13 protein-coding genes are annotated in these 12,418 nt (G+C 35.4%); 4 read left to right on the top strand and 9 right to left on the bottom strand.

All coding sequences use genetic code 11. From position 1 onward, the window contains the following. Positions 1-59 precede the first annotated feature (59 nt). Positions 60-434 carry a hypothetical protein gene (locus tag SJY30_RS17880; RefSeq protein ID WP_396633462.1) on the top strand — a complete coding sequence of 125 codons (375 nt, stop codon included), beginning with the start codon at positions 60-62 and terminating at the stop codon, positions 432-434. Here SJY30_RS17880 and hemL read toward each other — a convergent pair. The 4 genes from hemL to SJY30_RS17860 are packed head-to-tail and all read right to left on the bottom strand — an operon-like array spanning position 431 to position 3,796. Beyond that, complete coding sequence (gene hemL / locus SJY30_RS17875) at positions 431-1,711, bottom strand: glutamate-1-semialdehyde 2,1-aminomutase (protein ID WP_396633461.1); 1,281 nt, start codon at positions 1,709-1,711, stop codon at positions 431-433. The two genes, SJY30_RS17880 and hemL, sit on opposite strands and share 4 nt — an antisense overlap. Before the next feature lie 20 nt (positions 1,712-1,731). After that, entirely contained in the window at positions 1,732-2,553 is an 822-nt protein-coding gene (locus SJY30_RS17870) for a glucosaminidase domain-containing protein (RefSeq protein WP_396633460.1), read from the bottom strand. After that, the gene (locus SJY30_RS17865) at positions 2,550-3,455 is read right to left on the bottom strand and encodes a 1-aminocyclopropane-1-carboxylate deaminase/D-cysteine desulfhydrase (RefSeq protein ID WP_396633459.1); all 906 of its coding nucleotides are present in this window, start codon (positions 3,453-3,455) and stop codon (positions 2,550-2,552) included. The genes SJY30_RS17870 and SJY30_RS17865 overlap by 4 nt, the downstream gene beginning before the upstream one ends. 11 nt (positions 3,456-3,466) lie before the next feature. Beyond that, positions 3,467-3,796: a hypothetical protein gene (locus SJY30_RS17860; protein WP_396633458.1), complete on the bottom strand. Its 330-nt coding sequence runs from the start codon at positions 3,794-3,796 to the stop codon at positions 3,467-3,469. Between the two features lie 196 nt (positions 3,797-3,992). On the opposite strand from SJY30_RS17860, the gene SJY30_RS17855 reads away from it, so the two are divergent. After that, entirely contained in the window at positions 3,993-4,151 is a 159-nt protein-coding gene (locus SJY30_RS17855) for a DUF5522 domain-containing protein (RefSeq protein WP_166637489.1), read from the top strand. 74 nt (positions 4,152-4,225) lie between these two features. Beyond that, on the top strand, positions 4,226-4,795 hold the full coding sequence (locus SJY30_RS17850) for a DUF4136 domain-containing protein (protein WP_396633457.1): 570 nt from the start codon (positions 4,226-4,228) through the stop codon (positions 4,793-4,795). 58 nt (positions 4,796-4,853) lie between these two features. Here SJY30_RS17850 and SJY30_RS17845 read toward each other — a convergent pair whose 3' ends face one another. Beyond that, the gene (locus SJY30_RS17845) at positions 4,854-5,321 is read right to left on the bottom strand and encodes an Lrp/AsnC family transcriptional regulator (protein ID WP_396633456.1); all 468 of its coding nucleotides are present in this window, start codon (positions 5,319-5,321) and stop codon (positions 4,854-4,856) included. Positions 5,322-5,490: 169 nt separating this feature from the next. Between SJY30_RS17845 and SJY30_RS17840 the strand changes: the two genes are divergently transcribed. Then, positions 5,491-7,248: an aromatic amino acid hydroxylase gene (locus SJY30_RS17840; protein ID WP_396633455.1), complete on the top strand. Its 1,758-nt coding sequence runs from the start codon at positions 5,491-5,493 to the stop codon at positions 7,246-7,248. Here SJY30_RS17840 and SJY30_RS17835 read toward each other — a convergent pair. From SJY30_RS17835 to alaS, 4 genes are all read right to left on the bottom strand, one after another. Beyond that, the gene (locus tag SJY30_RS17835; RefSeq protein ID WP_396633454.1) at positions 7,238-7,852 is read right to left on the bottom strand and encodes a DUF4230 domain-containing protein; all 615 of its coding nucleotides are present in this window, start codon (positions 7,850-7,852) and stop codon (positions 7,238-7,240) included. The genes SJY30_RS17840 and SJY30_RS17835 overlap by 11 nt on opposite strands. Then, positions 7,849-8,805, bottom strand: a complete 957-nt coding sequence (locus SJY30_RS17830; protein WP_396633453.1) for a GSCFA domain-containing protein — start codon at positions 8,803-8,805, stop codon at positions 7,849-7,851. The genes SJY30_RS17835 and SJY30_RS17830 overlap by 4 nt, the downstream gene beginning before the upstream one ends. Beyond that, complete coding sequence (locus SJY30_RS17825; RefSeq protein WP_396633452.1) at positions 8,802-9,653, bottom strand: tetratricopeptide repeat protein; 852 nt, start codon at positions 9,651-9,653, stop codon at positions 8,802-8,804. The genes SJY30_RS17830 and SJY30_RS17825 overlap by 4 nt, the downstream gene beginning before the upstream one ends. 70 nt (positions 9,654-9,723) lie before the next feature. Then, a complete protein-coding gene (gene alaS, locus SJY30_RS17820; protein ID WP_396633451.1) occupies positions 9,724-12,339 on the bottom strand; it encodes an alanine--tRNA ligase in 2,616 nt (871 codons plus the stop codon). Positions 12,340-12,418: the final 79 nt, after the last annotated feature.

Raw genomic sequence — 12,418 nt, 5'->3', positions numbered from 1 at the left:
ATTATATTACGCTTTAGATATAGTAATTACATGCACTATTTCTAACTTAAATATATTTTATGAAAATTTTACAAATCATTCTTATATACTTATTAGCTCTTTTAATGCTTGCAGGAGCATTTAACCATATTTATGCACCAGAAACTTATAAAGCATTTATACCAAGTTTTATTTCTGAAAATTTAGCAAATATAGTATCCGCTGCTATCGAAGCAATTATTGGTGTTGCTTTAATTATTCCTAAATACAGAAAATGGGGCGGACTCGGTTTTGCTCTACTAATGATGTTCTTTTTGCCAATTCATATATGGGATTTAACAAAAGAAATACCTGCAATCGGTTCTAAAATCGGTGCTATAGTCCGTCTTGTTGTTCAAATACTATTTATAGCTGCCGGTTGGTGGATTTACAAATCTTATAAAGGCAAAGATTAAAATTCTATATCTCTCAACGCATTTATAGTAGCATCTAAATCTTCGTAACTCAAAGCATCATTTAAAAAATAACTTTCAAAAGCACTTGGCGGCAAGTAAACACCGCGTTCTAACATACCGTGAAAGTATTTCTTGAACGTTTCATTATTACCTTTTGCAGAAGAAGCAAAATCAACAACAGGCTCATCAGTAAAATGTACAGATATCATACTACCATAACGGTTAATTTGATATGCTACCTTTTTCTCGGTTAACACTTCTGCAATACCTTTATGTAAGTATTCTGCCTTATCAGCCAAACTTTCAAATACTGTAGGGTTATTGTTTAATTCGGTCAGCATAGCCAAACCTGCGCTCATGGCCAACGGATTACCACTTAAGGTACCTGCTTGATAAACTGGACCATCTGGAGCAAGAAAATCCATTATTTCTGTTCTGGCCGCAAAGGCACCTACTGGTAATCCACCTCCAATTACTTTACCATAAGTAACGATATCAGCTTTAATATCCAGAACTTCCTGTGCTCCGCCTTTAGCTAAACGAAATCCGGTCATTACCTCATCGAAAATCAATAGAATTCCCTCTTGGGTACAAATATCACGTAACCCTTTCATAAAAGCGTCCGTAGGTACAATACAACCCATATTACCCGCAATTGGCTCAATGATTATGGCAGCCAACTCACCTTTATTGGCTTGCACCAATTCTTTCACTCCTTCTAAATCATTATAATCTGCCAACAAGGTATCTTTTGCGGTACCCTGAGTAACACCTGGGCTGTTAGGGCTACCAAAAGTAACGGCACCACTACCCGCTTGAATCAAAAACGAATCTGAATGACCGTGATAACAACCGGCAAATTTTATAATCTTGTCTTTACCTGTAAATCCTCTTGCCAAACGAACTGCACTCATGCAAGCTTCCGTTCCACTGTTCACAAACCTTATTTTATCCATATTAGGCACCATAGAGATAGCCAGTTTCGCAAGCTCTGTTTCTATTTCAGTTGGCATACCAAATGAAGTACCGTTCTGTGCCTTTTCTACAACTGCATTAATTACAGGCTCATGGGCATGACCCAATATTAACGGACCCCAAGATGCGATATAGTCAATTAACTTGTTACCATCTTCATCATACAAATAAGCACCTTTAGCTTTTTTTACAAATATCGGATCTCCACCAACTGCTTTAAATGCTCTTACAGGTGAATTTACTCCGCCCGGTATATATTTTTTCGCCTCTGCAAACAGGGCGCTACTTCTTTGATAAATCATGCTCTTACTAAATTTTACTATTATTTGACTTTAATTGGCTGACCAATAGATAAGTCTGCACTACGTAAATTATTCAACTTCATTAATTCATCTACGCTCATATAATACTTTCTAGATAATGAATACAAGGTATCACCCTTTTGTACGGTGTGTATGTTACTCGCATCGTTTGTAACTACTGTTGTATTTTTATAATTGTTTTTTCTAGATTGTTTGTCATATTTATGCAAATCATACTTTTCTATTAAATAGATAAGTTTTTGCGGATATTTTGGATCGGTTGCATAGCCTGCCTTTCTTAAGCCTCTTGCCCACCCTTTATAATCGGTATGTCTTAAATTGAAAAGAAACGCATACCTAGATCTTGTCGTCAAGAAAATACTATGGTCTCTAAAAGAATACATGGGATGGTTATATTTTCTAAAACACTCTCCTTTTTCGTCATCATCATGAAAATCATAATCACCTTCCCAACCTTTATGACATTTTATACCAAAGTGATTGTTGGTTTTCATCGCCAATTCCCCTTTTCCGTTTCCACTCTCCAAAAGTCCTTGTGCCAAGGTAATACTTGCAGGTATACCGTAGCCCATCATCTCTAATTGCGCCGTCTCGGCAAATGTGTTAATGTAATCTGAAGGTGAATCTATACGGAAACGAACAAATTTAGAGGGTTCTGCCGGTAGACTTGCTTTTTCTTCATTCCTTGAAATATCTAAAGTTGATTTTCTACGTTCTGCCTGTACATTTTTGGTACGTAATTGGTCTGAATATTTTTTCTTGGATTTACAAGATGACAACCCGATACCCATTAACAATACCAATAAAATTATCTTTTTCATATATGTAACAAAGGTAAATTTTTCTTTTTCAGTACACTATTCATGCCAGCAATACCTTGTAAACCACCTGTATGTACTGCCATAATTTTGGTTCCTACGGCAAAAGTATCACGCTTAACCATATCGAACAACCCAAAAATCATTTTTCCCGTATAAATTGGATCTAAAGGAATACCTGTTTTTTCTTTAAACTCATTTATAAATAGAATTAGCTCTTCGGATGTTTTTGCGTAACCCCCAAAATGATAATCGGTCAATAGTTGCCAACGTGTATTGTTGACCATTTTATTAATTTCATCTTTTAAAAAATCGCCTTTCAACGCTGAAAACCCCAAAACTTTCTGATGTGGAAAAGATGATTTTATTAATCCGGATACTGTACCTCCTGTACCTACGCTACTGCACACAACATCAAATTCTTTGTCATCATTTGTGATAATCTCTTCGCAACCTTTTATCGCCAAATCATTTGTACCACCCTCTGGCACCAGATAAAACGGACCGAAGTCATTATGTAATGTATCAATAAATACTTGGCTTTTCTTTTCTCTATAGTCGCTTCTACTTATAAATTTAAAACGCATACCATCATCATATGCCCTCTTTAACGTGGCATTCGTTTTCCAAGAATTTTCTAGCTCTTCTCCACGTATAATTCCTATTGCTTTGAAACCCTTTTCCTTTGCCGCATAAGCAGTGGCGGCTATATGATTAGAATATGCCCCGCCAAAGGTTAATATGGTATGCTGATTTTCTGCCTTTGCAGCCAATAAATTGTATTTGAGCTTTCTGTACTTATTACCAGAAATGAAAGGATGCAGAAGATCTTCGCGTTTAATAACAAGGGTAACTTGCTTTTCTGCTAATAACGGATGTTCAACAAGTTGATTTATGCTTTGCAAGAAGGGCGAATTTAACGCCAAAGATATTTAATAAAGCTGAACGCTCTGCGATTTGTAAGATAATCCATGTCATTTTCATGAATGTAAGCTTCACGCTCAAAACTTAAATTTTGGTATGCCTTATACGTATCCAAATAGCAAATTGCACGAATTGCCCATTCGGTCAAATACAAAACATAAAAAGGTAGAATCAATAATTCTTGCTGCTGGCGCAAATGAATTTTCTCATGATTTATAAGTACATCATCATTTTTTAAACTTCCATTTTTTAAAAATATAAAGGGCCATAGTGAGAGCCCCACGTAATTTTTATAGAAGAAATGCCTAAAAACCAATATCATAGATTTAATTTGATAATGTTATAACAAAGATAAAGCCAAAATTACACTGTAAGAAAATTACCGGTTTTTGTTGCCAACAAAACCGTTTAATGGTGAAAACACCTTTTAAGCGCTTTAACAACTACCTTCATAACTTCTTACTTCTGGGTTATCAACAGAAAGAAGTAACTTTATACCTCAAAAAAGCGTTGATCATATGAAAGAAATAATACCTATTGAAGAAGGTGATTTTTACTGGTCTGAAAACGGCTTTAGGGTATTCACCAAACAATACCACCTTAAACGAGGGTATTGCTGCGAAAGTGGTTGCCGACATTGCCCGTATGGCTATGATCCTAAAACGAATACGCAATAAATTTTAACATAGCTCGGCATGATATTTGCAAATGTTTTTATTAGAAAAAATAAGTACTTAAAACATATAACGTTATGAAAAGCATCAAATTCCTTGGTTTACCACTACTCCTTTTAGTTTTTATTACTTCCTGCTCATCGGTCAGCGTACTTTCCGATTATGATCAAAAAGTAGATTTTAACGGTTATAAATCTTACGCCTTTTACAAAACAGGCATAGATAAAGCTCAGATATCAGATTTGGACAAGAAGCGTATTTTACGAGCTATTGAAACCGAAATGAGCTCTAGAGGCTTTGTAAAGTCTGAAACACCAGATATTTTAGTTAGCATTTTCACTAAAGAACAAGAAAGAGTCGATGTTTACAATAACAACTATGGCTGGGGCGGCGCCTGGGGATGGGGTTATAACCCATGGGCATGGGGACCTGGTTTTGGCTGGGGAGGAACTAGTGTTAGTGCAAGTACGCAAGGGTCTCTTTACATTGACCTTATCGATAATAAAACCAGCGAATTGGTTTGGCAAGGTAAAGGCGTAGGTACACTTTCAAACACTAAAAATATCGCTAAAAAAGAAGAACGTATTAGAGAATTCGTTTCTCAAATTTTAGAGCAATACCCACCTAATGCGGTTGCTTTGAAATAATAAAAGAACAACTTTAAACGAGGGCTTGTAGATAAAATCATCTGCAAGCCCTTTTTATTTATAGCAAAGGAAAATGGCTATCGTTTTTAACTTCATTCAAAACGAAGGCACTTTTAACATTACCTACACTTGGTAGAGATGCAATTTTAAATTTCGCAAAATTATAATAAGCATCTAGATTTTTAACAACTACTTTTAAGTGGAAATCGAATTCCCCACCTACCACAAAGCACTCTACCACCTCTGGATATTTCATTACCTGTTCAAAAAAATCATCCATCATGGCTCCTTTTTGGGCTTCTAATGAAACAAAACTGAAAACCGTAATACTTTCTTCAATTTTATCTTTGTCTAAAATGGCTACATAGTTTTTGATATACCCTTCTTGCTCCAACCTTTTAATACGTTCATAAACCGGAGTTTTGGTAAGCCCCAATTGTTCTGCAATAGATTTAGCAACCGTCTTAGCATCTTTCTGTAAAATTTTTAGGATTTCCCTATCTATATCATCTAATTTTTCTGTCATTACTTTTTCCTGTTTTATTATTGCTATCCGCACTTAAAAAGATCTTATTCCTTTTTAATCTACAATTAAAAGTATTATTTCCTAATTTAAACAATATTAACAATTAATAAGTCTTTAAATCATATATTTAAAAGAAACAATTTGAATCTATCGCAAAAAAATTAAGGGCATGAGTACTTCCGAATATGAAAGCAATCCTATTTTAGATAAGCTTCCTAAGCATTTAAGACAATACATTAAACCTCAAAATTATGAGGACTATACGCCTATCAATCAAGCTGTGTGGCGTTATGTGATGCGAAAGAATGTAGATTACCTAAGTAAGGTTGCACATAAATCTTATTCTGAAGGATTACGAAAAACAGGTATTTCAATTGACAATATCCCAAACATGTACGGCATGAACCGTATTCTTAAGGATTTAGGTTGGGCTGCTGTTGCTGTAGACGGATTTATACCACCTGCTGCATTTATGGAATTTCAAGCATACAACGTACTGGTAATTGCGTCAGACATTCGACAGTTAGAAAACATCGCCTACACTCCCGCTCCAGATATTATTCATGAAGGTGCCGGTCACGCCCCTATAATTGCCAACCCAGAATATGCTGCTTATTTAAGACGTTTTGGTGAAATAGGATGCAAGGCTATATCAAGCGCTAAAGATTTTGAACTGTATGAAGCTGTTCGTCATTTATCAATTATTAAAGAGGCTAAGGGCACTCCCGAAGAGGATATCGAAAAGGCAGAAAAACATATTGAATTTCTTCAAGAGAATATGGGCGAACCCAGCGAAATGGCGCTTATTAGAAATTTACATTGGTGGACCGTTGAATACGGACTTATAGGCACTTTAGAAGACCCAAAGATTTATGGAGCCGGATTGTTATCATCTATTGGCGAAAGTCAGTGGTGTATGACCGACAAAGTCAAAAAACTGCCTTACTCTATAGAAGCGGCTAAAACATCTTTTGATATCACCAAAAAGCAACCGCAACTATTCGTCACTCCCGATTTTGCATTTTTAAGTCAGGTGTTAGAAGATTTTGCCAATACCATGGCATTACGAAAAGGCGGACTTACAGGTTTACAGAAACTTATAGACTCTAAAGAATTAGGCACAATTGAACTAAGTACGGGCTTACAGGTATCTGGTAATTTTGAATCTTTGATTTCTCATGATGGCAAACCTATTTACTTTCAAACGAAAGGTAAATCTGCCCTGGCTTACCGTGAAAAAGAGTTGGTGGGGCAAGATATCAATCAGCATGAAACCGGTTTTGGCTCTCCTATTGGTAGACTTAAAGGAATCAATATTCCTATTGAAGATATGAGTCCGCGTGATCTAAAAGCCTATAAAATCTATGAAGGGGAAATTGTTTCATTAGATTTTGATGGTGGTATAAATGTTACCGGTAAAATCATAACCGGTACTCGTAATCTTCTGGGGCGTATAATACTAATTACTTTTGAAAATTGTAAAGTGACACATAAAGGCATTACACTTTTCGAATCTAACGAAGAATTGTACAACATGGCAATTGGTGAAGAAATTGTTTCCGCCTATCATGGTCCTGCAGATTTAAAGAGTTTTGACCTTTTAGACCATTCGCTAAGTACCGGAAGCCAAAATAATGAAGACGTAGGTTTAAGCGAACTGGAATCTTACTATAAATTAATTCGTGATTTTAGAGAAGGCAACAACACCATTATCTCTAGAACAAAGGTTTTTGAAGTAATACAAGAAAAATATCCGAAAGACTGGCTACTGCCTATTGAAATTTATGAATTGGCAATTTTAAGTAACGAAAAAATACTACCAGAGAGAATAAAGGCACATCTTGAAAATATTAAGCAAGATCAACCTAACCTTGGACAATTAATTGATGACGGATTAGAATTGGCAGCTATAAAATCTAAGGTTTAATAACTTGCAAACCTTCTAAAGATTCAATGGTCTGTTCTTGATACGTTAATCGCCACCCCATTGAATTAGTTAGAATATAGAATTTTTGTAATTCGCTAATCAACCTGTTTTCTGCATTGGTACGCAATGCTGAAGCTTCTACCTTTTTCATTAAAGAAGCATTTACTGTTTTCTTTATTTTATTATAGTCGGCAGCATCAAATTGGTTCAAGTAATCTGCGGTGACGTCATAATATTCAAAATCAGGATTCAGATTAATTTCTGCATCTGGTATGCTTTTGATTTTTACCGTTTTGGTTGCCTCGTCAATTTCAAAATCAATCTTACTTAAATCATAAGCGACAGTTACATCTGCATTTACCACTACTAATGCTTTTTTCTCTGCTCTCAACAACGGACCAAAAAGTTCTTTTGAGTCTTTATAATTATAGACCTCAGCAAAATGACCCTCTGTTACCACTAATTTAGAAACATTGGTTATTTCTTGCTGAATGAGCATAGAATTTTCCTCTAGAATAGATTTATCTTCTTTACTGTCATTACAAGAACGAACAATAAAAACCAATGCCAAGGTTATTATAACGCCAGCTATAAATTTCTTCATGTTTTTAATGTGTTAAATTCCATAAACGGATAATCTTTCTGTATGCGAAATATTTTTTTGCTTAGTGATGTCAAAAACTTTTGATGTGCCTCACCTACAGGATTAAAAGGTCGATGCTTTAAACCGCGTTGAATTTCATCAACGTTTTTCATGACAGTAGCCATACTTTCATCAACCCAAACACTTTTAAACTTCCCCCATATATAATCTACAGCCACTTCGTTAGGGTGTATCATATCCTTAGCATAAAAACGATAATCCCGAAGTTCATCCATCATAATTTCATAACTAGGGAAATAAGAAATACCCTCATTCAGCACCTTATGTATTGCAGAAATTAAATGAGCCTTACTTAATTGATTTTCAACAAAGCCGTCTTTTAAATGCCTAACAGGCGATACCGTAAATATACATTGTGCAGCTGGGTTTATTGAACGCACCATTTTAATAGTACGCTCTAAACTCTCTTTAACATCATCAACATTCAACAACTCTTTTGTAAAATTTGCCTGAGGTACTTTATGACAATTGGCAACAACTTTTTCACTCGCATTATTACGGTATACCCAAGCAGTACCTAAAGTGATAATGATGTGACTTGCTTTTTTTAGTTGCGCAGTAGTGTTTTGTACTGCTTCATTTAAATTGTCAATAATTTTTTCTTTGGATGGATTACTCAGCACTGAATGTGCGTAAAAACTATGCCATTGCTCATTGGCATGAAACACATCTTTTTCCGTTACCACCTCTTGATAAACTGACTTTTGAATAAGTTTTTCAATTGCCAAAGGATGAAATAAAATACCAAACGGATTCTGTAATCCCTGAAATTTAAAGTATTCTAGTTTAGCCCCAATATTCTCTGAAAAACATGAACCCAGAAGTAATAACTGACTTGAATAATCAATTGGGTTTTCAGATTTCGTTAATGGTATTTGAGTTAACAGATTCATTTAGGTCGCGCACTCTCGTTTAACTTATGAAACACTTGATATGGATAAATTTCATAAATAACATTATCCTCATTTATAGTATTTTCTGCATTCTCAAAGGCTTTTTTCTCCCATTCAGCACCTTCTTCATTTCCTAACTTGGTCATACCTTTACCCTTAAAATAAAGCGCCTCGGCAAAATTTTCATATACTTTCAAAGACATATCAAAAGAAGTAATCGCCTCTTGATAATTACCCAATTCAAAATCTGCAATACCCAAATAATACCAATCTAAGTAGTGACAGGCTTCTTGCGGAGGGTCATCAGAAAAATCTTTAAACTGCTGTTCTTTACTTAACAACAAGAATTCTTTGGCTTTTGAGAATTCATTTAATTGAAGGTAGTCTAATCCAATATAAAAATTATAAGTGTGATCCATTACATAACCATCACCAAACTCTTTTTTGGCTCTCATGAATTCAGAAATCGATCCTATGTAATCTTTTGAGAAAATACATCTCATGAAACCGCTATAATCCAAATATTTCTCGGGTGCATATTCAACGGCCTTTTCTAAAAACGGTTCTCCTAATTGATATTTTCTAGATTTGTATAGTCCCATAGCTTTTAATTGCCATAGCCAAGCGCTCTCAGGAACAATCGTAAGCGCAGAATCTAAATATTGCTGATACTCCAAAGAATGCATAGGGTTCTGAAAAGATTTCTCCACATAACCCCTAACTCGAATAGAATCGCTAGCTGACAAGACTTTTTTCTCTACCTTTTTATCATCTTTCGCAACATCTTCTTTTTTATTTGAAAGATTACAAGACGCTATAACCAATAATAAAATAAAATATCTCTTCATAAATTATAGTGTTGCAAGAATCCATACCTGATCAAAAACAGAGCATCATCAAAACGCTGGTAAGATAACCTTACCCTAAGTAACTTTTAGCCTGTGCCAATGCCTCTTCTATACCTGCCGGTTTTTTACCTCCCGCCGTTGCAAAGAAGGGTTGACCTCCTCCACCACCTTGTATATACTTACCAAGCTCACGAACAATGGTTCCAGCATTCAAATTTTTAGAAGCCACCAATTCTTTAGATATATAACAAGACAATAAAGCTTTACCATTTTGCTCCGTACCAAAAAGTAAAAACAAATTATCCTTATTACTTCCCATTTCAAAGCTTAAGTCCTTTATACCGGCAGCATCCAAGTCAATTTTCTTTGCTAGAAATTGAACTCCGTTTACCTCTTCAAGCTCAGAAAGCAGATCACCTTTTAAGTTTTTCGCTTTGTCTTTCAATAACTCGGCTACCTGCTTTTTAAGACTACTGTTCTCTTCTTGAAGACTAGAAACCGACTTCACTGGGTCTTGTGTATTGCCCAAAACCCCTTTTATTTCGGTCAATAATTTATCGTTATCTACATGTAAATCCTTCACCGCATCACCTGTAATTGCTTCAATTCTTCTTATTCCTGCAGCAACTGCCCCTTCTGACTTTATTTTAAACTGCCAGATATCCGCTGTGTTTTTCACATGCGTACCACCACATAATTCTATAGACTGACCAAAGCGAATTGTTCTAACGGCGTCTCCATATTTTTCTCCAAACAATGCCATTGCACCATCTGCAATTGCAGCTTTCATTGGTACATTTCTTTCTTCTTGAAGTTGTAAATGTCCGTCTATACGAGCATTCACAAAATTCTCCACTTCCTGTAATTCTTCTGGCGTCATTTTAGAAAAATGTGAAAAATCGAATCGTAAATATTTAGAATGTACAGAAGATCCTTTTTGTTCTACGTGTTTTCCTAAAATTTCGCGTAAAGCCTGATGCAACAAATGCGTTGCCGTATGGTTTGCTTCTGTTCTATAACGCTGTTTTTTATCAACCACTGCTTTAAAACTCTCGTCTAAATACTTTGGTAGGTTTTTAGCAAAATGTATGATTTCATTATTCTCTTTTTTGGTATCCGTAATATACACTACATCTCCATGAGTATCCTCTAAATATCCTTTATCACCAACTTGACCACCACCTTCTGCGTAAAATGGAGTTAGATTAAATACCAACTGAAACTGAGTACCGTCTTTTTTTGAAACTACTTTACGGTATTTTGTAATTTTCACTTCAACATCTAGCATATCATAACCAACGAACTCCTGTTCGTTATCGTCCTGTAAAACTTCCCAATCTTCTTTAGATATTGTTGATGCGGATTTTGATCTATTCTTCTGCTGTTGCATAGCCGCATCAAACCCCGCTTCATCTAATTGATATCCTTTTTCACTTAGAATTAGAGCAGTTAAATCTATAGGAAACCCAAATGTATCATACAATTCAAAAGCTTTACCGCCATCAACTGTTTTGCCTTTGGTATTCTTGATTATAGTATCTAATAGCAACAATCCTTGATCAAGGGTTTTTAAGAAAGAATGCTCTTCCTCCTTGATTACGTTTTCAATCAGTTGCTTTTGTTCCTTTAATTCAGGGTATGCATCACCCAAAGATTTGATAAGTACATTTACCAAACGAAACATAAAAGGCTCTTTAATATCTAAAAATGTGAATCCGTACCTTACTGCCCTTCTTAATATTCTTCTTATTACATAACCTGCACCAGTATTACTTGGTAACTGACCATCTGCAATTGAAAACGCCACAGCCCTTATATGATCACTAATTACGCGAATGGCTATATCAATTTCTTCATTTTTACCGTAATCAGAATCTGTAATAGTTTCTATTTCTCTAATTAACGGAGTAAAAATATCGGTGTCGTAATTACTTTGAACTCCCTGTAAAACCATACAAAGACGCTCAAAACCCATACCCGTATCTACATGTTTCGCCGGTAAATTTTCTAAAGAGCCATCTGCCTTACGGTTGTATTGCATAAATACCAGATTCCAAATCTCCACTACCTGCGGATGGTCTTGGTTGACCAAGCTTGCTCCAGAAACTTTTGCCTTTTCTTCTTTTGAACGAATATCTACATGGATCTCTGAACATGGTCCACAAGGACCTTGGTCGCCCATTTCCCAAAAATTATCCTTCTTGTTGCCCATGATAATTCTATCTTCGGGCACAATACCTTTCCAAAGATCAAAAGCTTCGGTATCCAATTTTAATTGATCAGCATCATCACTTCCTTCGAAAACCGACACATACAAACTGTCCTTATCAATTTTAAGAACTTCCGTCAATAACTCCCAGGCCCAGGTAATGGCTTCTTCCTTAAAATAATCGCCAAAACTCCAATTACCCAACATCTCAAACATCGTATGGTGGTAAGTATCTTTACCTACCTCCTCTAAATCATTATGTTTACCACTTACACGTAGACATTTTTGGGTATCTACCACTCTAGAACTTTTTGGCTGACTTATACCTAAAAAGTATTCTTTAAACTGATTCATACCCGCATTTGTAAAAAGCAAGGTTGGGTCATCTTTTATGACCATAGGTGCAGAAGGCACTATTTTGTGTTCTTTACCTTTGAAAAAATTCAGAAATTGTGTTCTTGTATCTTTGGAATTCATCTAAAATGCTAAGCTTTTACAAATTTTAACGGTTTATATAAAACTATCTTTATATTTGTTTGTTCCCTAATAATTGAAA

The organism is Maribacter sp. R86514 (assembly GCF_044597005.1).
Lineage (GTDB): Bacteria > Bacteroidota > Bacteroidia > Flavobacteriales > Flavobacteriaceae > Maribacter.
This window is presented reverse-complemented; position numbering and strand designations above follow the sequence as displayed.

Bases quoted from the DNA above. Each gene is read 5' to 3' on its own strand.
- SJY30_RS17880 (WP_396633462.1), top strand. From the start codon at position 60: ATGAAAATTTTACAAATCATTCTTATATACTTATTAGCTCTTTTAATG.
- hemL (WP_396633461.1), bottom strand. From the start codon at position 1,711: ATGATTTATCAAAGAAGTAGCGCCCTGTTTGCAGAGGCGAAAAAATAT.
- SJY30_RS17870 (WP_396633460.1), bottom strand. From the start codon at position 2,553: ATGAAAAAGATAATTTTATTGGTATTGTTAATGGGTATCGGGTTGTCA.
- SJY30_RS17860 (WP_396633458.1), bottom strand. From the start codon at position 3,796: ATGATATTGGTTTTTAGGCATTTCTTCTATAAAAATTACGTGGGGCTC.
- SJY30_RS17855 (WP_166637489.1), top strand. From the start codon at position 3,993: ATGAAAGAAATAATACCTATTGAAGAAGGTGATTTTTACTGGTCTGAA.
- SJY30_RS17850 (WP_396633457.1), top strand. From the start codon at position 4,226: ATGAAAAGCATCAAATTCCTTGGTTTACCACTACTCCTTTTAGTTTTT.
- SJY30_RS17845 (WP_396633456.1), bottom strand. From the start codon at position 5,321: ATGACAGAAAAATTAGATGATATAGATAGGGAAATCCTAAAAATTTTA.
- SJY30_RS17840 (WP_396633455.1), top strand. From the start codon at position 5,491: ATGAGTACTTCCGAATATGAAAGCAATCCTATTTTAGATAAGCTTCCT.
- SJY30_RS17835 (WP_396633454.1), bottom strand. From the start codon at position 7,852: ATGAAGAAATTTATAGCTGGCGTTATAATAACCTTGGCATTGGTTTTT.
- SJY30_RS17830 (WP_396633453.1), bottom strand. From the start codon at position 8,805: ATGAATCTGTTAACTCAAATACCATTAACGAAATCTGAAAACCCAATT.
- SJY30_RS17825 (WP_396633452.1), bottom strand. From the start codon at position 9,653: ATGAAGAGATATTTTATTTTATTATTGGTTATAGCGTCTTGTAATCTT.
- alaS (WP_396633451.1), bottom strand. From the start codon at position 12,339: ATGAATTCCAAAGATACAAGAACACAATTTCTGAATTTTTTCAAAGGT.